This window comes from Pseudomonas sp. 1912-s (assembly GCF_029269205.1).
Classification (GTDB): domain Bacteria; phylum Pseudomonadota; class Gammaproteobacteria; order Pseudomonadales; family Pseudomonadaceae; genus Aquipseudomonas.
Window position 1 is genome coordinate 12,052 of the sequence record NZ_JARIXR010000019.1, and the last position, 23,267, is coordinate 35,318.

Annotated in this window: 19 protein-coding genes; 8 read left to right on the forward strand and 11 right to left on the reverse strand. The window is 61.8% G+C overall.

Features of this window, described 5'->3' with window-relative positions; translation table 11 throughout:
• Positions 1-169: 169 nt before the first annotated feature.
• From P3C29_RS21670 to P3C29_RS21685, 4 genes are all read right to left on the reverse strand, one after another.
• Entirely contained in the window at positions 170-1,339 is a 1,170-nt protein-coding gene (locus P3C29_RS21670) for a hypothetical protein (protein ID WP_275965402.1), read from the reverse strand.
• A gap of 122 nt (positions 1,340-1,461) precedes the next feature.
• Positions 1,462-3,162: an acid phosphatase gene (gene acpA / locus P3C29_RS21675; protein WP_275965403.1), complete on the reverse strand. Its 1,701-nt coding sequence runs from the start codon at positions 3,160-3,162 to the stop codon at positions 1,462-1,464.
• 101 nt (positions 3,163-3,263) lie between these two features.
• Positions 3,264-3,584: a hypothetical protein gene (locus P3C29_RS21680; protein WP_275965404.1), complete on the reverse strand. Its 321-nt coding sequence runs from the start codon at positions 3,582-3,584 to the stop codon at positions 3,264-3,266.
• A gap of 137 nt (positions 3,585-3,721) precedes the next feature.
• Complete coding sequence (locus P3C29_RS21685; RefSeq protein WP_201121857.1) at positions 3,722-5,140, reverse strand: TIGR00366 family protein; 1,419 nt, start codon at positions 5,138-5,140, stop codon at positions 3,722-3,724.
• 188 nt (positions 5,141-5,328) lie between these two features.
• Here P3C29_RS21685 and P3C29_RS21690 point away from each other — a divergent pair, with 188 nt between their 5' ends.
• Complete coding sequence (locus tag P3C29_RS21690; RefSeq protein ID WP_201121855.1) at positions 5,329-6,618, forward strand: MFS transporter; 1,290 nt, start codon at positions 5,329-5,331, stop codon at positions 6,616-6,618.
• 3 nt (positions 6,619-6,621) lie between these two features.
• On the opposite strand, the gene P3C29_RS21695 is transcribed toward P3C29_RS21690, so the two are convergent.
• Positions 6,622-7,992 (reverse strand): gluconate:H+ symporter, encoded by a 1,371-nt coding sequence (locus P3C29_RS21695; RefSeq protein ID WP_008437508.1) that lies wholly within the window; start codon positions 7,990-7,992, stop codon positions 6,622-6,624.
• Positions 7,993-8,209: 217 nt separating this feature from the next.
• Between P3C29_RS21695 and P3C29_RS21700 the strand changes: the two genes are divergently transcribed.
• A complete protein-coding gene (locus P3C29_RS21700; protein WP_275965405.1) occupies positions 8,210-9,115 on the forward strand; it encodes a cation diffusion facilitator family transporter in 906 nt (301 codons plus the stop codon).
• A gap of 3 nt (positions 9,116-9,118) precedes the next feature.
• Here P3C29_RS21700 and P3C29_RS21705 read toward each other — a convergent pair whose 3' ends face one another.
• Positions 9,119-9,793 (reverse strand): heavy metal response regulator transcription factor, encoded by a 675-nt coding sequence (locus tag P3C29_RS21705; RefSeq protein WP_275965406.1) that lies wholly within the window; start codon positions 9,791-9,793, stop codon positions 9,119-9,121.
• Between the two features lie 161 nt (positions 9,794-9,954).
• Here P3C29_RS21705 and P3C29_RS21710 point away from each other — a divergent pair, with 161 nt between their 5' ends.
• Genes P3C29_RS21710 through P3C29_RS21720 form a run of 3 tightly spaced genes read left to right on the forward strand, consistent with a single transcriptional unit; the run spans position 9,955 to position 15,510 of the window.
• Positions 9,955-11,199, forward strand: coding sequence for a TolC family protein (locus P3C29_RS21710; RefSeq protein ID WP_275965407.1), 1,245 nt, complete (start codon positions 9,955-9,957; stop codon positions 11,197-11,199).
• A gap of 18 nt (positions 11,200-11,217) precedes the next feature.
• Positions 11,218-12,330, forward strand: a complete 1,113-nt coding sequence (locus P3C29_RS21715) for an efflux RND transporter periplasmic adaptor subunit (protein WP_275965408.1) — start codon at positions 11,218-11,220, stop codon at positions 12,328-12,330.
• Between the two features lie 18 nt (positions 12,331-12,348).
• Positions 12,349-15,510 carry a CusA/CzcA family heavy metal efflux RND transporter gene (locus P3C29_RS21720; RefSeq protein ID WP_275965409.1) on the forward strand — a complete coding sequence of 1,054 codons (3,162 nt, stop codon included), beginning with the start codon at positions 12,349-12,351 and terminating at the stop codon, positions 15,508-15,510.
• Positions 15,511-15,547: 37 nt separating this feature from the next.
• On the opposite strand, the gene P3C29_RS21725 is transcribed toward P3C29_RS21720, so the two are convergent.
• The 4 genes from P3C29_RS21725 to P3C29_RS21740 all read right to left on the reverse strand — a co-directional run bounded on the left by P3C29_RS21725 (position 15,548) and on the right by P3C29_RS21740 (position 19,515).
• Positions 15,548-16,951: a heavy metal sensor histidine kinase gene (locus tag P3C29_RS21725; protein ID WP_201121846.1), complete on the reverse strand. Its 1,404-nt coding sequence runs from the start codon at positions 16,949-16,951 to the stop codon at positions 15,548-15,550.
• Positions 16,948-17,622, reverse strand: coding sequence for a heavy metal response regulator transcription factor (locus P3C29_RS21730; protein WP_169387084.1), 675 nt, complete (start codon positions 17,620-17,622; stop codon positions 16,948-16,950). Before P3C29_RS21730 ends, P3C29_RS21725 begins: the two co-directional genes overlap by 4 nt.
• 218 nt (positions 17,623-17,840) lie before the next feature.
• On the reverse strand, positions 17,841-18,026 hold the full coding sequence (locus tag P3C29_RS21735; RefSeq protein ID WP_010177080.1) for a hypothetical protein: 186 nt from the start codon (positions 18,024-18,026) through the stop codon (positions 17,841-17,843).
• A gap of 160 nt (positions 18,027-18,186) precedes the next feature.
• Positions 18,187-19,515, reverse strand: a complete 1,329-nt coding sequence (locus P3C29_RS21740; RefSeq protein WP_275965410.1) for an OprD family porin — start codon at positions 19,513-19,515, stop codon at positions 18,187-18,189.
• A 238-nt stretch (positions 19,516-19,753) separates the two neighbouring features.
• Here P3C29_RS21740 and P3C29_RS21745 point away from each other — a divergent pair, with 238 nt between their 5' ends.
• From P3C29_RS21745 to P3C29_RS21755, 3 genes are all read left to right on the forward strand, one after another.
• Entirely contained in the window at positions 19,754-20,086 is a 333-nt protein-coding gene (locus P3C29_RS21745; RefSeq protein ID WP_010177078.1) for a DUF2790 domain-containing protein, read from the forward strand.
• A 105-nt stretch (positions 20,087-20,191) separates the two neighbouring features.
• Positions 20,192-21,508, forward strand: coding sequence for a PAS domain-containing methyl-accepting chemotaxis protein (locus tag P3C29_RS21750; protein WP_201121840.1), 1,317 nt, complete (start codon positions 20,192-20,194; stop codon positions 21,506-21,508).
• Between the two features lie 54 nt (positions 21,509-21,562).
• Positions 21,563-22,141 carry a flavin reductase family protein gene (locus P3C29_RS21755; RefSeq protein ID WP_275965411.1) on the forward strand — a complete coding sequence of 193 codons (579 nt, stop codon included), beginning with the start codon at positions 21,563-21,565 and terminating at the stop codon, positions 22,139-22,141.
• 191 nt (positions 22,142-22,332) lie between these two features.
• Here P3C29_RS21755 and P3C29_RS21760 read toward each other — a convergent pair whose 3' ends face one another.
• Complete coding sequence (locus tag P3C29_RS21760; RefSeq protein WP_275965412.1) at positions 22,333-23,217, reverse strand: LysR family transcriptional regulator; 885 nt, start codon at positions 23,215-23,217, stop codon at positions 22,333-22,335.
• Between the last annotated feature and the right edge of the window lie 50 nt (positions 23,218-23,267).

Here is a 23,267-nt window from a genome sequence, read left to right on the forward strand (position 1 = left end):
CTCTCCAAGGGGGGCTGCATCGACCTGTCGGTGGTGGCTGGACTGCCAGTCTTGCAGCGGATGGGCGCGGCTCAAGACTCGCTGAAGTGGGATCCAATTTCTACTGTCAAATATGACAGTAGAAATTGGCTATCTTTCATGTAGGAAAATGTCCTGTCTGCAACTCGGGTCAAGGTGCCGGTGCATCTACCGACGGTGCTGGCACTGCGCTTTTCAATTGCCTCAGCTGAGTTTTGATCGCAGGCAGGGCGCACTTGGCGTTGGCTTGATCGGGCGTCAGTTCACGGATCGACGTATAGAACAGCTCGCAGGTCTGCTCCTTGCGCGTCACCTGCCAGGTGTTCATGCAGCCTTTGAGCTGCACATTCGGATCACTGGCCGGCTTCTGGCCCATCGCGGCCTGCCAGCAGGCGGCGCTCAAATCCTGGCCCATCACCTTTAAACCGGCCTCATCGGCCTTTTGCTCGTCACCGTCATACGTGTCGGGGTTGGCGGCATACCAGATGTAGCTCGGGTGGTTGGCCCCCAGCACCGCGACCTGGCTCCCGGCGGCCGGGCTGATCTGCGCCAGGCCCAGTACGGCCACGGTTTGCCCGTATTGCTGCTTGATCCAGCTGCGCACCGGCGCCCCGAAGGCCACCATCGGCAGCGCGCCGCCCGCATGCAGGCTCAGTTCCTTGACCATGCGTGTCTGGTAGTCGGTGAAATAGCTGTAGACGCCTTCCAGGTCTTTGCCCGCCGTGGCGGGGGCGGCGATCGGGGCGATGTCGATGATGGTCTGGTATTCCGGTGTCTGGGTCGCCGGGATGCCGTTGGCGGTGAGCAAGGTCGCCCAGCGGTCGGTGGTGGCCGACTCCAGGTAATCCTGGAAATGGGTCAGGGAGTAATCCGGCGGAAAGTGCAGCAGTTCGATGCTCTTGCGGTTCTCCAGGGCCATGCCCAGCGGCAGGAACAGGTACCAGTTGAACTGCCATTTGCCATCACTGTTGAGTTTGCTGGCGCCCTGGTAAGCCAGGTCGGCCGTGTCGAGCAAGGTGGTCAACGGCTGGCCATAACCGTCCGGCACGCCGCTGAAGGTGGCAAGCACTTGGTCATGGTCGGTCTTGACGCTGACTTTTCCCCGGCTGTAACCGTCTCGCTGCAGGCTCTGATTCAGGTAGTGCTCGACGGTCTGTTCCAGCGTCCAGGGACGAAAACAGATGACGTTGCAATTGTTCGGGTAAGCGAACAGCTGGGTGACCCGTTGCGGGGTACCCAGCGGTACGGTGATGTCAGCCTGTACGACCGCACTCAAGGTCAGTGCGGCCAGGGTGAAAGACAACCTGGAGAGTTTGAACATGGATGGTTCCCTGTCAGCGAAAGCCCGTCTGCGCGGGGTGAATGCCCACCTTCACACAGTAGCGGTTGACCGGGAAAAGCGCGTAGAAAAACTGCGCGCTTGTCGCTTTTGAGTAAGTGCGTCTACACCGGGAAGTGCAGGGCGTTGCTCAAATCCCCCATGGGCTTTTGGCCCCGCGCGGTCATGGCGTCGTCACGCTGCTTGAGCCCGTCGAGGGTTTCCAGCTGGAACACCCGGGTGATCAGACGCAGGATCGACGCGGTGTCGTAGACGGTATGGTCCACCGTGCCCTTGCGCGCGAACGGCGAGACCACCAGTGCCGGAATCCGCGTGCCCGGGCCCCAACGATCGCCTTTTGGCGGTGCGACGTGGTCCCACCAGCCGCCGTTTTCATCGACGGTGACGATCACCACCATGTTCTTCCACTGCGGGCTTTCCTGCAGCACCTTCAAGGCGCGGGTGATATGCCGGTCGCCCGAAGCGACGTCGGCGTAACCGGCGTGCATATTCAGGTTGCCCTGGGGTTTGTAGAAGGTCACCGCAGGCAGCTTGCCGGCCTGGGCATCGGCGAAGAACTTGTTGGTGCTGGCGTCATCCCCCAGGCCGCCATCGCGCAGGCGTTTATTGCGCTCAGCCGGGTTTTCCGGGCCTTGCTGCTTGAAGTAGTTGAAGGGCTGGTGGTGGTACTGGAAGTTCGGAATCTTCGGAATGCCGCCCGAGTCCTTGAACTGGTCCAGCGTGGCTTGCCACGCACCCGCGTACCAGGCCCAGTCGACGTTCTTTTTCGACAGTTTGTCGCCGATATGCTCGTGGGTTTGTGGCACCAGCACGTTAGGCAAGTCGGGCTTGGAGTAATCCGGGCGCTCGGGGTCGCGAATCCAGGTAGGCCAGTAAGGCGGGGCCAGGGTGTTCACGCCGAAACCGTCCGGGGTCAGTGCGCTGGGGCCGAATTGCGGCGGGCCGGTCATGGCGCTGGCCGGGGATTTGTCCAGAGGCTTGAGGCGCGGGTCGGTCGGGTCGTCGCTTTGCAGCGTGGCGATCTGCGCCTTGGCCACCGATTGAGCCGCGTTTGGGTACACCGGCGGGGTGGCGCTGATCAGGTATTGGTGGTTGAGGAACGATCCGCCAAACGCGCCCTGGAAGAAGTTATCGCAGAGCACAAACTCCTTCGCCACGTCCCACAAGCGCAGGGCGTAACGGCTCTGGGCGTAATGGCCCATCAGCAGGCCGCCGGAGTCGCCCCAGGCGACGAACGCATCGTTTTTACCGCCATTGATCTGCATCTGGTTCTGATAGAACACGTGCCACAAATCCCGGGTGACCAGGCTCAGGGGCTGGTCTTCACCGTTCGGGCCCTTCAGGGCGTAGGGAGCGTTGGGCAGGTTTTCCTGGTATTGGACTTCGCTGGGGTAGGTCACGCCGTCCACGGTCTGCGGGCCGATTTGCAACACGCCGCCCCAGGTCGGGGGCAGCGTGCTCAGCAGGCTGCCGTCGCGGTCGCGTTGTTGATACTCAGCGGCGGTCAGGGCCGACAGGGGTTTCTCGACGCCGGGGAAATCAGCAAACAGGTTGTTGAAACTGCGGTTTTCGGCGTAGATCACCACCACGGTTTTAACCTGTTCGTGCAGGGCCTTGTCCAGCTCTTGCGGCGTCAGCGGGCGCTCCACCGGCTTGCCGGGTGCCTCGCTGGTATTGCCGCAGGCACTCAGGGTCGCACCCACGCCCAGCACGGCCGCGCCTCCCAGGAAGCGCCGCCGGCTGGTGTCGACTGGCGGTTTGGCTTCAATGTCGTGGGAAGGGCGGTCTTCGTGCTCGTCGCTCATTGCTGGGAGTTCCTGCTGGTTGAATGTTGCAAGATATTTCGCAGGACGGTAGCAATGCAATGTGACGGAACGAAGACAGTGCCTTGAACGCTACAGGCCACTCATAACAAGCGCAGTGCCAATTGGCTGCCGGTGCGCAAGTACTCCACCTGGGACGCCAGCGCATCCTTGACGATGGCTTCGCCCGTGTCGGTCAGCTTGGCTTTCTTGGCATCGATGACGCAGGACTGCAGCAGTTGCATGGCCACGTCCATGGCTTTCTGGAACGCCGTCACGTTGTTGTGCAGGCCAAACTCCTTGATAACAGTGGCCATGCGGCAATCGGCATTGTCGCGCAGGCCCTGGTACTCAACGAACGACACGTTGCCGTCCTTGTAAATAGCATTGATCAACTCTTCCAGCGATTTGGATAGGGGCGTCATCGGATTTTCCTTGGGGGGTGTGAGGCGTCATCCGAATCAGGTTAATCAAAGGCGTTGGCGGCGGAAATCAGGGGTTGCCACCGTATTAAGTGGGACAACCCCGACGCGTTTGATCAGAAAGGTTACTGGCAGCTGCCCTATGGCATCACTGGCGGCAAATATTTAAGCGTCGTGCCCAGCGCCCACAGCAAAAACAGCACCAGCGGCGTGTGCACCAGCAACTGCACAAACGAAAAGCCGATCAAATCCCGCGCCTTCAACCCCAGTACCCCCAGCAGCGGCAACATATAGAACGGGTTGATCAGGTTCGGCAGCGCCTCGGCAGCGTTGTAGATCTGCACCGCCCAGCCCAAGTGGTATTCCAGGTCATTGGCGACCTGCATCACGTACGGCGCCTCGATGATCCACTTGCCGCCGCCCGACGGGATAAAGAAGCCCAGCACCGCCGAATACACGCCCATCAACAGCGCGTAGGTGTCGTGGGACGCGATGGAGGTGAAGAAGGTCGAGATATGGTGAGCCAATGTCTGACCGTCGCCACCCTTGACCACCGTCATCAACGCCGCAATCGAGCCATACAACGGGAACTGGATCAGCACCCCGGTGGTGGTCGGCACCGCGCGGGCCACGGCGTCGAGGAAGCTGCGCGGGCGCCAGTGCAGCAATGCGCCCACCATCAGGAACAGGAAGTTGTAGGTGTTGAGCCCCGAGATCGCGCTGATCGCCGGCTTGGTCGAGAACTCATGGAACAGCCACCCGGCCGCCAGTAACGCCAGCAGGATAGTCAGCAGCGGGCTGTGTTCCAGCCACTCACCCGGACGGGTTGGCGGTTGTGGCTTGGGCAGGTTGAAGGCCGGGTCGACACCGCAGGCCTTGGCGTCACGCGCGGAGTTCGGCCCGGGTGCAGTGGCGTAGGCGATGATCAGCGAGACCACGATCAGTGCCAGCAACAGCACGCCGGATTGCCACAGGAAGATGGTGTCGGTAAACGGGATCATCCCGGTGATCGACAAAATCGACGGCGGCAAACTCGCCGGGTTGGCCTGCAACTGCGCCGCCGACGACGACAGCCCCAGCGCCCATACCGCGCCCAGGCCCAGATAGGCCGCAGCACCGGCCGCGCGGTAATCCATGCGCAAATCCGTACGACGGGCCAGTGCCCGCACCAGCAAGCCGCCGAACACCAGGGACAAGCCCCAGTTGAGCAATGAGGCGACCATCGAAATCAGCGCCACCCAGGCCACGGCAGAACGGCCGTTTTTCGGGATGCGTGCGAGGCGATCGATCAATTTCACGGCGGGCGGGGAGCTGGCGACCACATAACCGCCAATCACCACGAAGGCCATTTGCATGGTGAACGGGATCAAACTCCAGAACCCGTCACCAAACGCCTTGGCGGCCTCGGTCGGCGCGGCGCCCATGCCCAGGGTCGCCACGGCGACGATGATCACGGCGAGGGCGGCAAACACCCAGGAGTCCGGGAACCAGCGCTCCGCGAAGTTGGAACAACGCAGGGCAAATCGGGCGTAGCGGCTTTCTTCGATAGCATCGGCCACGTTCAGTACCTCTATTTGTATTTATTATGGGGGCGGCAGTTTTGCTGCATGTTCCTCTACGGTTATTCATTTGGGAATGTAGTTATCTTCATTGATCAATGAGTAAAGCAAATATATCCAGCGTGATTGCCATCACTCGGCCCAGCTCATAACCTGCAGGCCATTTTGTTTGTCTGCCGAGCTTGCACATGACTGCCACCTCTTATCCACAGGCGCAGCGTTTCTCCCGCTCCGACTACAAAACCCTGGGCCTGGCTGCCTTGGGCGGGGCCCTGGAAATCTACGACTTCATCATCTTCGTGTTTTTCGCGCTGACCCTGAGCCAACTGTTCTTCCCGCCGGAAATGCCCGAATGGCTGCGCCTGCTGCAAAGCTTCGGCATCTTCGTCACCGGCTACCTCGCGCGCCCGCTGGGCGGGATCCTGATGGCGCATTTCGCCGATCACCTGGGCCGCAAGCGGGTGTTCAGCCTGAGCATCCTGATGATGGCGCTGCCGTGCCTGCTGATCGGGATCATGCCCACCTACGCACACATCGGTTATTTCGCGCCCTTGATCCTGCTGGCGCTGCGCATCCTCCAGGGCGCGGCGGTGGGCGGGGAAGTGCCCAGCGCCTGGGTATTTGTCGCCGAGCACGCCCCGGACAACCATCGCGGTTACGCCTTGGGCTTCCTGCAGGCCGGGCTGACCTTCGGCTACCTGCTCGGCGCGCTGACCGCGACGCTGCTGGCGCAAGTCTTCACCCCGGCAGAAATCCTCGACTACGCCTGGCGCTTCCCGTTCCTGCTCGGCGGCGTATTTGGTGTGATCGGCGTCTGGCTGCGGCGCTGGCTCAGCGAAACCCCGGTGTTCCTGCAGATGCAGGCCCGCCGCCAGGCTGGCGCCGAATTACCCCTGCGCACCGTCCTGCGGGAACACCGCAACGCGCTGCTGCCGGCCATGATCCTCACCTGCGTGCTCACCTCAGCCGTGGTGGTATTGGTCGTCATCACCCCGACCATGATGCAGAAAACCTTCGGCATGAGCCCCAGCCACACCTTCGCCCTGAGTGCGTTGGGCATCGTGTTCCTGAACATCGGTTGCGTGCTGGCCGGCCTGCTGGTGGACCGCATCGGCGCGTGGCGCGCGGTATTGGTCTACAGCCTGCTGCTGCCGGTGGGGATTGCCGTGCTGTATGCCAGCCTGATTGCGGGGGGCGTGTGGCTGGGCGCGGCGTATGCGATTGCCGGTTTGAGTTGCGGGGTGGTGGGGGCCGTGCCGTCGGTGATGGTCAGCCTGTTCCCGGCGCAGGTGCGTGTGTCGGGGATTTCCTTCACCTACAACATTGCGTATGCGCTGTGGGCAAGTACCACGCCGCTGATGTTGATCGCGTTGATGCCTGCCAGCCCTTGGATCTGCGTAGTGTATTGCGTGGTGATGGGCGCGGTGGGCGCAGTGAGTGCGGCGCATTTTGGCAAGCGCCGCACCCAGGCAGGGTAAGGCTTACGTCAGGAAGTGCCACATCAGCAGTGTGCCGACCAGGCCGACCACCGACACGATGGTCTGCAACACCGACCACACCCAAATCGTCTGCTTCAGTTGCAAGCCGAAGTACTCCCGCACCATCCAGAAGCCGGCGTCGTTGACGTGGCAGAAGAACACCGAGCCGGCACCAATCGCCAGGGCCACCAGTGAGCTTTGCGTCGCCGCCAGACCCGCCATCATCGGCGCCAGAATGCCCGCCGTTGTCGTCGTGGCAACGGTCGCCGAACCGGTGGCCTGACGCAGCGCCACGGCAATCAGCCAAGCCAGCAACAGGTACGGCATGTGCGCGCCTTCGGCCACTTTGCTGATGGTCTGGCTCACGCCGGCATCCAGCAACGTTTGCTTCAACCCGCCACCCGCGCCGATGGTCAGCAGCAGTACCGCGATCGGCGCCAGCGCTTTACGCAAGGTATTGCCCACATCGGCTCGCGGCATGCCGCTGGCCCAACCCAGGCAAATCACCGCCGCAATCACCGCCAGGCCCAGCGCGATCAGTGGCTCACCGAGGAACTTCAAGGTCAGCGCCACCGGGCTTTCCGGCGACATGGCGACCTTGGCCAGGGTGCTCCCGAGCATCAGGATCACCGGCAACAGAATGATCAGCAGCGACACACCAAAACTCGGCTGGCGCGGCGCCTTGGGCGGTGCACTGAACAGTGCGCCAATGTCGGCCGGCTCATCCACGTGCATGCGCTTGGACAGCCAGTTGCCGTACAACGGGCCGGCCAGAATCACGGCCGGCACGGCGAGGCAAAAGCCCAGCAACATGGTCAGGCCCAGGTCGGCGTGCAAGGCGCTGACTGCAATCAACGGCCCTGGGTGCGGAGGCATCAGGGCGTGCAGGGTGGTCATGCCCGCCAGCGCCGGGATCGCGATTTTCAGCAGCGGCTGGTTCGAACGCTTGGCCATCACAAAGATGATCGGCACCATCATCACCAGGCCCACTTCGAAGAACAGCGGCAAGCCAATCACCATTGCCACCAGCGCCATCACCCAGGGCAACGACTTGCCCTTGCCCAGGCCGAGCAGGGTAGTGGCGATACGGTCGGCAGCCCCGGACTCGGCCATCAACGCGCCGAGCATCGAGCCCAGGGCAATGATGATCCCGGCTTCACCGAGGATCGCCCCGGCGCCTTTGCTGAACGCCTTGGCCACTTCTTCCGGCGGCAAGCCCGCGCCGACACCGGCGATAAACGTGCCGATCAGGATCGACAGGAACGGCGGCAGCTTGGTGGCGCTGATCAACACAATGATGCTGGCGATGGCCAGCAGTACGCAGAACATGAGGCGGGTGTCGTGAACCATCCACGCGGCAGTCGATAACTCCAAAACGGGACTCCTTATCGAACAGGTTGGCTAATATGTTTCTTTTTGTTTCCTGCTCGAAAAGCATACCTGATAGAACGGTTCCAGAGCGTTCATGTTCAATTTTGGTGCGCACCGCGTAACGCCTGCCTGACGAGGTGATGACAATTTCGTAACCCATGCCGGTGGTTTTGGCCTATAGCTCTATGATCAACCGGACGACGACCCACGAGGACATTTCATGAGCGCAGGACACAGCCACGCCCAAGTACGCGCCGGCCACGAACGCAAGTTATGGATCGCCCTGGGGCTGACCTCGAGTTTCATGCTTGCCGAGGTGGTCGGTGCCTTTATCACCGGCAGCCTGGCGCTGTTGTCCGACGCCGCCCACATGATGACCGACGCCCTGGCCCTGGCAATTTCCCTGGTGGCGATCCAGGTGGCCAAGCGCCCCGCCGACCGCAAGCGCACCTTTGGCTATGCGCGTTTCGAGATTCTGGCGGCGGCGTTTAACGCGCTGCTGCTGTTCGCCGTGGCGTTCTACATCCTTTATGAGGCGTATCAACGGCTGCAGGCGCCCGCCGAGATCCAGTCCACCGGCATGCTGGTGATCGCCGTGCTGGGGCTGATCGTCAACCTGATATCGATGCGGTTGCTGAGTGCGGCCAGCGGCGAAAGCCTCAACGTGAAGGGCGCTTACCTGGAGGTCTGGAGCGACATGCTCGGCTCCATCGGCGTGATCATCGCGGCGCTGGTGATCATGTACACCGGCTGGGGCTGGGTGGATTCGGTGGTGGCTGCGGCGATTGGCTTCTGGGTGTTGCCACGTACCTGGACCCTGCTCAAGGAAAGCATGAACGTGCTGCTGCAAGGTGTGCCGGATGGCATCGATATCGACAAGGTCGAGCAGGCGCTTCGTGGTGTGCCCGGAGTAAAGGACGTACACGACCTGCATATCTGGGCGCTCACCAGCGGCAAGAATGTGCTGAGTACTCACTTGGTGGCGGATTCGGCGCAAGGCTCCGAGCAACAGATCCTCAGCCAGGTGACGGAATTACTGCATGAACAATTCGATATTTCCCACGCCACCATTCAGGTGGAGGGCGACGGCTTTCACCACGACGAGCATGACGAGGTGCACGCCTGAGGACTACTCACGGTCTTCCAGCACATAACCCACGCCGCGCAGGGTGTGGATCAACTTGCGCTCGAACGGGTCATCGATCTTCGCCCGCAGGCGGCGGATCGACACTTCCACCACATTGGTGTCGCAATCAAAGTTCATGTCCCACACGAACGAGATAATTTGCGTGCGGGACAGCACCACGCCGCTCTGGCGCATCAGCAAATGCAGCAGGGCGAATTCCTTGGTGGTCAGGTCGATGCGCTGCAAACCGCGAAATGCCCGGTGGCGGCCCTGATCCAGTTCCAGGTCGGCCACCCGCAACACATCCGGCACCGGCGAGTGCGCGCTGCGGCGCATCAAGGTGCGCACCCGCGCCAGTAATTCGGGGAATTCAAACGGCTTGACCAGGTAATCATCGGCGCCCAGGTCCAGGCCCTTGATCCGGTCGGCGAGGCGGCCCTGGGCGGTCAGCATCATGATGCGCGTGCTGCTGTTCTGGCGGATGCGCTGCAGCACGTCCCAGCCATCCATCAACGGCAGGTTTACATCCAGCATCACCAGGTCGTAGGCGTGCTGGCGGGACAAATGCAAGCCGTCGGCACCGGTGGCGGCACAGTCGACGATATAGCCACTTTCGCTCAACCCCTGATGTAAGTAATCGGCGGTTTTAGGTTCGTCTTCGATAACCAGAATACGCATGTCGAGGATCCAGCCGGGCAGTGGAAAAGTTGGCCGCAGCTTAAAGCAAAAGCCCGTGGCAGAGCCGTTGCTAACGGATTTGTAATGTTCTGGCCACTCCTCTGATAAGTACCGAAAGTTACATTGCCCACCTGTTAATTCATGGGCATGGAACTCTTGTTATGCCAACGTTCATACGCAAATTACTGTGGGTGGCAGGCGCCTTGTCGACTGTCTTTTTATTGGCCACTGCGACGGTTCAAGAGGCGTCGGCGCAAACCCTGACCCTCGAATCGGCCCTGCAAACCGCCTTCGCCAATAACCCGGAGATGGCCGCTGCGCAATGGGAAATCGACATCGCCCAGGGCGGTCGCCAGCAGGCTGGGTTGATCCCCAACCCGGTCGCTTCCTGGGATGCCGAAGACACCCGCCGCAACTCACGCACCACCACCGTCAAACTGAGCCAAACCCTGGAATTGGGTGGCAAGCGCGGCGCCCGGATTGACGTGGCCACCCGCGCCCAGGAAGCCGCCGCATTGACCCTGGAACAGCGCCGCAATGTGCTGCGGGCCGAGGTCATCGACGGTTACTACGGGGCGCTTCGGGCCCAGGAACGCCTCGACCTGGCCCAACGCTCACTGGCACTGGCCGAGCGCGGCCTGGTGGTTGCCAATGGCCGTGTCACCGCGGGTAAATCGTCCCCGGTGGAAGCCACACGCGCCCAGGTGCAGCTCTCGGAAATTCGCCTGGAATTCAACCGCGCGCAAATGGGCCTGACCGACGCCTATCGCCGCCTCGCCGCCAGCACCGGCGCGGCCAGCACCGACTTCCAGGCCGTGGCCGCCCAGTCCCAGGCGGCGCCGACATTACCGTCGCCCGCGCAGTTGCTGGGGCGACTGGAACAAACTGCCGAACTGCGCCTGGCCGAACTGCAAATCGTCCAGGGCGAGGCGGCCCTGGGCCTGGAAAAAGCCCAGCGCATTCCCGACCTCGACGTGTCCATCGGCAGCCAATACGACGCCAGCGTACGTGAGCGGGTCAACGTAGTGGGGGTGTCGATGCCGATCCCGCTGTTCAACCGCAACCAGGGCAATGTGCTCGCCGCCAGTCGCCGCGCCGACCAGGCCCGCGACCTGCGCAACGCCGCCGAGCTGCGCCTGCGCACCGAGACTCGCCAGGCCCTGGACCTGTGGCAAACCGCGAATACCGAAGTGCGCTCGTTCAACCAACAGATCCTGCCCGCCGCCCAAAGCGCGGTGGACAGCGCCACCCGTGGCTTCGAAATGGGCAAGTTCAATTTCCTCGACGTGCTCGACGCCCAGCGCACCTTGATTGCGGCCCGTACCCAATACCTCGTGGCCACCGCTCAGGCGACTGACGCCTGGGTGCGCATCGAACGGATTTACGGCGACCTCGCCCGGTTTTGATTTTTTCAGGAGCGTTCCATGAACCACAAACACAGGATGGCGCTGGCCGTTGCGCTGATGCTGGCGTGGCCGACCCTCAGCGCTGCGGCAGAGGCGGAAGAAGAAGGCAAACTTGAGTTGACCGACCAGCAAATCCAGGCCGCCGGCATTCAACTCGCGCCCGCCCAATCCCGGCAGATCAGCACCGTGCTGTCACTGCCGGGCGAGGTGCGATTCGACGAAGACCGCACCTCCCACATCGTGCCGCGTGCCGCCGGCGTGGTGGAGTCGGTGAAGGTCAACCTCGGGCAGTCGGTGAAGAAGGGCGAACTGTTGGCGGTGATCGCCAGCCAGCAGATTTCCGATCAGCGCAGCGAACTGGCGGCCAGCCAACGCCGGGTCGAACTGGCCCGCACCACCTTCCAGCGCGAGCGCCAGTTATGGCAGGACAAGATCTCCGCCGAACAGGATTACCTGCTGGCGCGCCAGGCGCTGCAAGAGGCCGAAATCGCCCTGAACAACGCCCGGCAAAAGATGAACGCCCTGAGCGGCAGCGCCGTATTGGTGGGCGGCAATCGCTACGAACTGCGTGCGCCGTTCGACGGCGTGGTGGTGGAAAAACACCTCGGCGTCGGCGAGGTGGTGAGCGAGACCAGCAACGCCTTCACCCTGTCGGACCTGTCCCAGGTGTGGGTCACCTTCGGCGTGTTTCCCAAAGACTTGAACAAGGTCCAGGTCGGCAAGCCGGTGAAGGTCACCTCCTCGGAAATGGGCACCGAAGTGCTCGGCACCGTGGCCTATGTCGGCAACTTGCTGGGGGAGCAGACCCGCACCGCCACCGTGCGCGTCACGGTGCAGAACCCTGACGACTCGTGGCGCCCAGGCTTGTTCGTCGCCGTGCAGGTCGCTACCGATACGTATCAGGCCAAGGTGACGGTGCCGCAGGAAGCAATCCAGACCGTCGAGGACAAACCCTCGGTGTTCGTGCGAACCCCCGACGGCTTCATGACGCGCCATCTCGAACTGGGCGTCAGCGAAAACGGTTTTGTCGAAGTGCGCCAGGGCCTCGACGCCGGAGCGCAGGTGGCCACGGTCGGCAGCTTCATCCTCAAGTCCGAATTGGGCAAGGCCTCGGCCGAGCACGCCCATTGATCCTGCGAGTGATTTCCCATGTTTGAGCGCCTTATCCAATTCGCTATCGAGCAGCGCATCATCGTGCTGTTGGCGGTGCTGTTGATGGCCGGTGTCGGCATCGCCAGCTATCAGAAACTGCCCATCGACGCGGTGCCCGACATCACCAACGTGCAGGTGCAGATCAACTCGGCGGCGGCGGGGTTTTCGCCGCTGGAAACCGAGCAGCGCATCACCTTTCCGATTGAAACCGCCATGGCCGGGCTGCCGGGTTTACAGCAGACCCGCTCGCTGTCGCGCTCGGGTTTGTCCCAGGTCACGGTGATTTTCAAGGACGGCACCGACCTGTTCTTCGCCCGCCAACTGGTCAACGAGCGCTTGCAGGTGGCCCGCGAGCAATTGCCGGATGGCATCGAAACCATGATGGGGCCGATTTCCACCGGGCTCGGGGAAATTTTCCTGTGGACCGTGGAAGCGAAAGACGGCGCGCGCAAGGAAGACGGCTCAGTTTATACGCCGACCGATCTGCGGGTGATCCAGGACTGGATCATCAAGCCGCAACTGCGCAACGTGCCGGGCGTGGCCGAGATCAATACCATCGGCGGCTTTGCCAAGGAATACCAGATCGCCCCGGACCCCAAGCGCCTGGCGGCCTATAACCTGACCTTGAGTGACCTGGTCACCGCGCTGGAGCGCAACAACGCCAACGTTGGCGCCGGCTACATCGAACGCAGCGGCGAGCAATTGCTGATCCGCGCGCCGGGGCAAGTCGGGTCCATCGACGACATCGCCAACATTGTGATCACCACGTCCGACGGTACGCCGATTCGGGTGCGCAACGTCGCGCAAGTCGATATCGGCCGTGAGTTGCGTACCGGCGCCGCCACCGAAAATGGCCGCGAAGTGGTGCTGGGTACGGTGTTCATGTTGATCGGCGAAAACAGCCGCACCGTGTCCCTGGCGGTCGCGAAAAAACTCGAAGAGATCAACCGCTCGCTGCCGGAAGGCGTGGTCGCCGTCACCGTCTACGACCGTACCAACCTGGTGGAAAAAGCCATCAGCACGGTGAAGAAAAACCTCTTCGAAGGGGCGTTGCTGGTGGTGGCGGTGCTGTTCCTGTTCCTCGGCAATATCCGCGCCGCGCTGATCACCGCGATGGTCATTCCCCTGGCCATGTTGTTCACCTTTACCGGGATGTTTACCAACAAGGTCAGCGCCAACCTGATGAGCCTCGGCGCCCTGGATTTCGGGATTATCGTCGACGGCGCAGTGGTGATTGTCGAGAACGCCATCCGCCGCCTGGCCCACGCCCAGCAGCGCCACGGGCGGTTGTTGACCCGCAGCGAGCGCCTGCATGAAGTGTTTGCGGCGGCCAAGGAAGCGCGGCGTGCGCTGATCTTCGGGCAGTTGATCATCATGGTGGTGTACCTGCCGATCTTTGCCCTTACCGGCGTTGCCGGGAAGATGTTCCACCCGATGGCCTTCACCGTGGTGATCGCGCTGCTGGGGGCGATGATTCTGTCTGTCACCTTTGTGCCGGCGGCGATTGCGTTGTTCGTGACCGGCAAGGTCAAGGAAGAAGAAAACCTGGTGATGCGCACCGCACGGCGTGTCTACGCGCCAGTGTTGGATTGGGTGATGACGCGCCGGCCGCTGGTGTTCGGTCTGGCGGTGTTGACCATCGTTGCGTCGGGCCTGGTGGCCAGCCGCATGGGCAGCGAATTTATCCCCAGCCTCAGCGAAGGTGACTTCGCCCAACAAGCATTGCGCGTGCCGGGCACCAGCCTGACGCAATCGGTGCACATGCAGCAGCAGCTGGAAAAAACCTTGATGGCCGAGGTGCCGGAAATCGAACGGGTATTTGCCCGCACCGGCACCGCGGAAATCGCCTCCGACCCGATGCCGCCGAACATCTCCGACAGCTACGTGATGCTCAAACCCAAGGACCAGTGGCCCGACCCGAAGAAGTCCCGCGAGGCAATCATCGCCGACATCCAGCGCGCCAGTGCGATTGTGCCGGGCAGCGTGTATGAGTTGTCGCAACCGATCCAGCTGCGCTTCAACGAGCTGATTTCCGGGGTGCGCAGTGACGTGGCGGTGAAGGTGTTTGGTGACGACATGGCGGTGCTCAACAAGACCGCCGGGGAAATTGCCGAGACCTTGCAAACCCTCCAGGGCGCCTCGGAAGTGAAGGTGGAACAGACCTCCGGCCTGCCGGTGCTGACCATCAATATCGACCGCGACAAGGCCGCGCGTTTTGGCCTGAATGTGGGCGATGTGCAAGACACGATTGCCGTTGCCGTGGGTGGGCGCCAGGCCGGGACGATGTACGAAGGCGACCGGCGTTTCGACATGGTCGTGCGGTTGTCCGACGCGCTGCGCACCGACATCGAAGGCTTGTCGCGGTTGCTGATCCCGATTCCGGCGCTGGTGAACAACGCGGCGGGGCAGTTGGGGTTTATCGCACTGTCGGAAGTCGCCAGCCTGGACCTGGTGCTCGGCCCCAACCAGATCAGCCGCGAAAACGGCAAGCGCCTGGTGATCGTCAGCGCCAACGTGCGTGGGCGGGACATCGGTTCGTTTGTCGAGGAGGCCGGGGCTGCCATCGACACCCAGGTGAAAATCCCTGCGGGTTACTGGACCTCCTGGGGCGGCCAGTTCGAACAGTTGAAGGAAGCCTCCGAGCGCTTGCGCATCGTGGTGCCGGTGGCGTTGCTGCTGGTGTTCGGGCTGCTGTTCATGATGTTCAACAACCTCAAGGACGGGCTGCTGGTGTTCACCGGGATTCCCTTCGCGTTGACCGGCGGGATCATGGCGCTTTGGCTGCGGGACATTCCGCTGTCGATCTCGGCGGGTGTGGGCTTTATCGCGCTGTCGGGGGTGGCGGTGCTGAACGGGCTGGTGATGATTGCCTTCATTCGCAACCTGCGGGAAGAGGGGCGCTCATTGTCGGTAGCGATCAACGAAGGCGCCCTGACGCGCTTGCGCCCGGTGTTGATGACGGCGTTGGTGGCGTCGCTGGGGTTTATCCCCATGGCCCTGGCCACCGGCACCGGCGCCGAAGTGCAGCGCCCGTTGGCGACGGTGGTGATTGGCGGGATTATCTCGTCGACGCTGCTGACCCTGCTGGTATTGCCGGCGCTGTATCACTGGGCACATCGGCGTGAAGAACAGGAAGACCGCCTGATGCCTGACCAATAACCTGTGGTGAGGGAGCAAGCTCCCTCACCACAATGGTTTATTGGCAGATAGCGTTGGTATGAAGGGGAAACACCAACCGAAACACAGTGAAATCTCCGGGCTCGCTGCTGACCTCTGCCCGGCCTTGATGCAGGGTCATGATCGACCGCACGATGGCCAGCCCCAGCCCGGTCCCTCCTTCGGAGCGGGCGCGGCTGCTGTCGACGCGGTAGAAACGCTCGAACAGGTTCGGCAGGTGGTGCGCTTCAATCCCCGGGCCCGGGTTGCCCACCGACAGCGACACCTGCTGCCCGTGGGTTTCCACCTGCAACGACACCGTGGAAGCGTGCCGGGTATGCCGGATGGCATTGGACAACAAGTTGGAAATCGCCCGCTGAATCATCAGGCGGTCGCCATGCACCGAGGCATCGCCGTTGAGGCTCAGGGTCAGGTGCTTGTCTTCGGCACTCAAGGCAAACAATTCCATGACCCGGCGCGCTTCGTCGGCCAGGGACACCGGCGCAAACGAAACCCGCGCCGTCGGGTGGCTGACCTGCGCCAGAAACAGCATGTCGGAGACGATCCGTGCCAGGCGTTCCATCTCTTCGGTGCTGGATTCCAGCACCGCCTTGTACTCCTGGGGCGGTCGCTCACGAGACAACGTCACCTGCGCCTTGCCCATCAAGTTGGTCAGCGGCGCACGGAGTTCATGGGCCAGGTCATCGGAGAACTGCGACAACTGCTGCACCCCGCCGTCCAGGCGCTGCAGCATGAAGTTGATGCCTTGCGCCAACTCGCCCAGCTCCTTGGGCAAGTTATCCACAGCCAGCCGATGCGTCAGGTCCTGGGTGGTGACCTTGGCGGCGACGCGGCTGAACTGTTGCAGCGGCGCCAGCCCGCGTTGCACCACCCACCAGGCGCCAATGCCGATCAGCAGCAACAGCAGCGGCAGGGCGATCACCGTGGAGCGCAGGTACGCACTGAGCAAGGCCTGATCGTCCATGCGGTCGAGCGACAGCAACACCCGCACGCGTTCGCCGCTGGCCAGGCGCATCAGGCTGGAGGCACTCAGCACTTGGTTGCCGTTGCTGTCGTCCCAGTTCAGGTAGCCGAGGGTTTGCCGCGGGGCGAAGTCGGTCAGCAACGGTTCCTGGGGCTTGGCGCCGACACTGAGCAGCACCGCGTCATCGGGCGCGGTGCCAACGATGGTCAGGTAAAAATTGTCATGCCCCATGACCAGGTCCATCAGCGAGTGCGGGCGGGCCTGGATGGCGCGGGTGTCCAGGCCCAGGGCCAGGCTGTGCTGGATCTGCTCCATCTTGCTTTCCAGGCCCTTGCGCGCCAGGTTCTCAAGCTCGTGGGTCAGCGCCAGGTACGCCAGCGTCGCGAGCAACACCACCAGGCCCGCGCCCATCAGGCTCACCGTCAGGCCGAGGCGCATCGACAGGCTGCTGGATCTCATTGGCGGGCCTCCAGCACATAGCCCACGCCACGAATGGTGTGGATCAGCTTGACGTCACTCTGGTCATCGACCTTGGCCCGCAAGCGGCTGATGGAGACTTCCACCACGTTGGTGTCGCAGTCGAAATTCATGTCCCAGACCAGGGAGATAATCTGCGTGCGGGTCAGCACTTCGCCGGACTGGCGCATCAACACATGCAGCAGGGCGAACTCTTTGGTGGTCAGGTCGATGCGCCGAGTGCCGCGGTATGCGCGGTGGCGGCGCGGGTCCAGCTCCAGGTCCGACACACGAAATACGTCCGGCACCGGTATGTGTTCACTGCGGCGCAACAGGGTACGCACGCGGGCCAGCAGTTCGGGAAACTCGAAGGGTTTGACCAGGTAATCGTCGGCGCCCATGTCCAGGCCCTTGATCTTGTCGGTCAGCCGGCCACGGGCGGTCAGCATCATCACCCGCTGGTTGCTGTCGCGACGCAGCTGCTCCAGCACGTCCCAGCCGTCCCTGGCCGGCAGGTTTACATCCAGAATCACCAGTTCATAGGCGTGTTGCCCGGCCAGGTGCAGGCCGTCCACGCCGCTGGCCGCACAGTCGACCACGTAACCGCTTTCGGTCAGGCCCTGCTGCAGGTAGGCGGCAGTCTTTTGCTCGTCCTCAACCACAAGGATACGCATGGGGATTTACCTTTTATTGATAGAGAGAGGCTGCGATTCGAATTTTCGGAAGCCTGAAGGCTGAAGTAGCTTCAGGGTCAATCAACCAGTTTGTGACTGGTTGTTGCGCTGCAATCCTGCGGACAAAAAAAACGCCCCATCCGGGGCGTTAAAAATTCATCTCTTTCCAAAGGAGCTACACAAAAGCTTCAGAGATGAATGTGCTCGGTGTGCGCCGTTCAGATCGACTGCTTCTGTGCGTCGGCGGGCGCGGCCTCGGCCACGGACTGTTCGCCGTGGACCTGCTGCTGTTGCTGGCGGAACTCGGCGAGAAATTGCCGGGAACGGTCGGCACCGTCGTCGGCCAGGGCGACGGTGGATGTAGCGCCGAGAAAGCTGATCAATAACACGTAAGATGGCTTCATGACTGTTCTCCAATTAAGGCGTGTGCCGTTAGTTGGGTCCAGTATATGAAGTTCAACTTAACGAGAAGGTGAGGCGCATATTACAGTTCTGACAGACTTCAAATTGTGAACAGATGTTAGTCAACGGCAAGTGAATGTAAGCACCTGCCGTTGTGACGGTTTAAAGGATCGCCAGCGGATACTCCACAATCAACCGGACTTCTTCCAGGTCTGACTCAAACGCACTTGAACGAACGGTCGCCTGACGCAACCGCAGCGACAGGTCTTTCAAGTTGCCGCCCTGCACCACGTACTTGGCTTCGATATCCCGTTCCCAGCGGCGTTGATCGGTCAGCGGGTCGCCGGCCGCGTCCCGGCGCATGTACACCGCGTTGGCGTTGCTGTAGTCGGCGCCGGTGCCTTTGCCGTAGCGGGTCATGAACGAAAGGCCGGGAATGCCGAAGGGCTGCATGTCGAGGTTATAGGTGAGCATCCACGAGCGTTCCTTGGGCGAGTTGAAGTCGCTGTACTGGATCGAGTTGTTGAGGAAGATCGAGTCGGACATACGCAGGTAGTCAAAGTCGCCGTCCCCGTTGTTGCGCTGGTGGGACAAGGCCAGGCTGTGGGCGCCCACCTTGACCCCGAGCCTGGCGCTCCAGATGTTGTTATCGAACTCGCCCAGGCGTTTTTTGCCCTCGTCCACGGCCTTGTAATAGTTGAAGTCGCCAAACAGAGACACGTCATCGTTCAGCGGGTAGCTGGCGGCGCTGCCGAAGTAGTACTGGTCCCAGGCATCCTTCAGGCGGCTGGTGTACAGGCTGAGGCTGAGGTGCTTGTTCACCTGGTAGTCGCCACCGGCATAGCCGATCCAGGGCGAATCCACCTTGCCCGCATAAAAGGTCGCAAAGCCTTTGTCCATGCCGCTCTGGGTCGGCTGGCTCATGCCGTTCAGGTGCCCGGCCTGCAAGCTCAGGCCCTCGAGACTGGTGTTTTGCGCGGTGACGCCGCGAAAGCTTTGCGGCAATACGCGCGCGTCGCCGTAGGCCACCACCGGGGTCAGCGGGAACACATCACCGGCCTTGATCACGGTATCCAGCAGGCGCACTTTTACCGCGCCACCGAGCTTGCTGTAGCCGTCTTCGGGGTGATTGTCGCTGTCCACCGGCAGCACGCCGAACGAGCCCTTGCCGCCGCTGCGGCCGGTGCCGGAGTCGAGTTTCAGGCCATACATCGCAAAGGCGTCCAGGCCGAAACCCACCGACCCCTGGGTAAAACCGGACTCGAATTTGCCGATAAACCCCTGGGCCCAGGCTTCGGAGTAGCCATTGCCGGTGGGGCTCGACTGGCCTTTGCGGTCGTCACGGTTGAAATAGAAGTTACGGGCCAGCACGTTCAGCGTGCTGCCTTCGATAAAACCTTCGGGTTTGTCTTCCACGGCCATGCCTGAAAGCGGTGCAAGGCCTGCCAGGGCGGCAATCATGGAAACGGAAAGTGTGCGGTTAGTGCTCATGTAGCGCTCCTCGGTTTTGGCAGCTATTAGCTTCTTATCGATGGGGCATTCTTGTTGTGGTGTTGCCCAAGCGGATAGTTGCAAACACGAGATAACGACGAGGTGGCGCACAGATTACAATTTTGGAATTTCAATAAAACATAACCAATAAGTAATCTTTCGGTGAACTTTACGACAGGCTTGGTTAGTTACCCTTGCTCTGAACTTTTAATTCAATAAGTCAGACGAGGAAGCCCTCATGAACACCCTGAAAACCACGGTTGCGGCACTGGCCCTGATCTTTTCCGTTGGCGCGATGGCTGAAGGCGGAGGTGATCGCACCTTCGCCCAGATGATGCAAAACAACGAGCAGGCGATGGCCGCCTACGCCGCGAAAAAGGGCCTGCCTGCGCCCGTCGTCCAGAGCTATCGCTACGGCATGAAGCTGGACATTGCCAAGGTGGTTAACGTGACGCCGCCGATCCGTTCGTGCACCGCAGTGCCGTCGCGCATGACCTATGAAGACTCCACCGGCAAACTCAATACGCTGCAGTATCAGGTCATGGGTATCTGCCGTAACAACGGCAGTTGAGGTCTCGAAAAATATAATTGGGCAACGGGCTAAAGCGCTCTTAAGAAAACGCCGGTAGCGCCGATGCAGGTCAGATCCCGTCCTCATTTGCCCACCGGTGCCTCCATGTTCAACACCCGTCTCAAGCAGGAGCTGTCTGCTCTTCGCGAAGAATTATCAAGCCTGCAGCAGGTCAAGGAGAGCCTGGACAGTGAAATGATGACCCTGACACTGGATCCCGAAGGGCGCATCGAGTCGGTCAATGCCATCTTTCTTCAGGAGATGGGTTACCAGGCAAGCCAACTGCAAGGCCGCTTGATCGACGATATAGTGCCGGCGCACGTCAAGCAGGACACGTTTCAACTGCGTTTCAAAAACGCCCTGGTGCGTGGCGAGCACTTCGCCGGTACCGTGCGCCTGACCCGGGGCAACGGCGACGAGGCGTGGCTGCGCTCCATCGTGCAGCCGGTGCGCAGTTCGGACGGACGCATCAAGCATTTTTCGGTGTACTCCAGCGACCTGACGCGCACCATCGAAGCGTCTCGTGAACACGAAAACCTGATCACTGCGCTGGTGCGCTCCACGGCGGTGATCGAGTTTGACCTCAACGGTAATGTGCTGACGGCCAATGACCGTTTCCTCAACGGCATGGGTTACAGCCTGGCGCAGATCCAGGGCAAGCATCACCGGATATTCTGTGAGTCGCAGGACGCCAACAGCGTCGAGTACCAACAGTTCTGGAAGCGTCTGAACGCCGGCGAATTCGTCGCCGGCCGCTTCAAGCGTGTCGACAGTCATGGCCGCACCGTGTGGCTGGAGGCTTCCTACAACCCGGTACTCGACGCCAATGAGCGGCTGTACAAAGTGGTCAAGTTCGCCACGGTGATCACCGACCAGGTCAACCAGGAGCAGGCCGTGGCCGACGCGGCCAACATCGCCTACAGCACCTCGCTGCAAACCGACAGCAGCGCCCAGCGCGGCACCACCGTGGTCACCCAGGCGGTGGACGTGATGCGCGACCTGGCCAAGCACATGCAACAGGCGGGCGAGGGCATCGAAGCGCTGAACGCCCAGTCCCAGGTGATCGGCAGCATCGTCAAGACCATCAGCGGCATCGCCGAACAGACCAACCTGCTGGCCCTCAACGCCGCCATCGAAGCCGCCCGCGCTGGTGAGCAAGGCCGTGGTTTTGCGGTGGTGGCCGATGAGGTTCGGCAACTGGCGTCGCGTACCAGCAAGGCCACCGAGGAAATCGTCGGCGTGGTGCGCCAGAACCAGGACATGGCCCGCGACGCCGTGGCGCTGATGACCGATGGCCGCCTGCAAGCCGAACAAGGCCTGGCCCTGGCGGCCGAGGCGGGCACGGTGATCGTGGAGATCCAGGACGGTGCGCAGAAAGTGGTCAGCGCAGTGGGGCAATTCGCCAATCAACTGAGCAGCTAGTCACCGGGGCTCATGCTTGAGGTATCGTAAGTTTTTTTTCCGAGCCTTTCGTCCATGAGCCCAAACCATCGCCGTCCCGTCCCGCTGTCCAAGGCCTACCGCTTGCTCAACCACGGCCCGACCGTGCTGGTCAGCGCCGCGCACAACGGCCAGCGCAACATCATGGCGGCTGCGTGGGCCATGCCGCTGGATTTCGAACCGCCCAAAGTTGCCGTCGTGCTGGACAAGGCCACCTGGACCCGGCAACTGCTGGAAGGCGCCGGCACCTTTGTGCTCAACGTGCCGTGTGCGGCCCAGGCCGATATCGTGCAGACGGTGGGCAACACCACCGGCAGCGAGACCGACAAGTTCGCAGCGTATGGCTTGCAGACGTTCAGTGGTGAACACACCGATGCGCCGATGCTCGAAGGCTGCGTAGCGTGGCTGGAGTGCCGGTTGCTGCCGGAGCCGCATAACCAGCAGACCTACGATTTGTTCCTCGCCGAAGTGGTGGCGGCCGAGGCGGATGAGCGGGTGTTCAGTGAAGGCCGCTGGCATTTCGAAGGGCAGGATGCGCTGCGTACCTTGCACCATGTGGCGGGTGGGCATTTCCTGACGATTGGCGAGCCGCTGGAAGGTAAACACCTTGCGTAATGCCGTACATCAAACCTGTAGCTAGGGGGCTTGTCCTGTAGTGAGGGGGCTTGTCCTGTGGCTATGGGGGTTGTCCTGTGGTGAGGGGGCTTGTCTGTGGTGAGGGGGCTTGTCCTGTCACCACAGACAAGCCCCCCTGCAACAGGACAGCCCCTCACCACAGGACAACCCCCCTAGCCACAATGGGTGTGTTACCACCGCGCCTTGTTGAGTGCCTCGGCAAACGCCATCAACTTCGGCGAGTACTGCCGCGACGGCGGATACACCAGCGATATCGCGCGGCTGCGCCCGGCAAAATCTTCCAGCAAGGGCACCAGGCGCCCGGCCGCCAGATCGTCTCTCACCGCAAAATCCATCACCTGGGCGATGCCAAACCCACCGACAGCACCGTCCACCAGCGCGTCGCCGATATCAAAGATCAGCCTTCCTTCGACGCTTACGTCCTGCACCTTGCCATCGAGCATGAATTGCCAGTCCACCAGCCGGCTGGTGCGCAGGTTGCGCACGGTCAGGCAGTTGTGGTCCTTGAGTTCATCGACGGTCTGCGGTGCTCCAAAACGCGCAAGGTACGCCGGGGCGGCAACGGTGACCCAGCGCAGCGGCGGCAGCGCCCGGGCGATCAGGCGCTGATCCTGGATATCGCCGGTGCGCAGCAAGGCATCAAAGCCTTCATCGACGATGTCCACCAGGCGGTCGGTCATTACCGCTTCGATGCGCAGGTCGGGGTATTGCAGGGTCAATTCGCCGATTACCGGCATCACCACCTTGCGACCGAACAACGACGGCGTGCTGATTTTCAGCAGGCCGGACGGCGAACTGCGGCGGTCGAGCATCTGCTGCTCGGCTTCGGCCAGTTCCGCCAGCAGCGGCGCGCTGCGTTCATAGAGCATTTGCCCGTCGGGCGTGAGGCTCACGCTGCGGGTGTTGCGTTGCAGCAGGCGCACGCCCAGCTGGTTTTCCAGCCGGGAAATGGCCCGGGACAATCCGGATTGAGTCAGCCCCAGGTCCCCGGCGGCGCGGGTGAAGCTGCGGGTTTCGGCGACCCGCACCAGCAGGCGAACAGCGTTCAGGTCCATGATTAAAGTCATTACTGAAAGAGTGATAAGGCTATTTATCATCTGTTGAG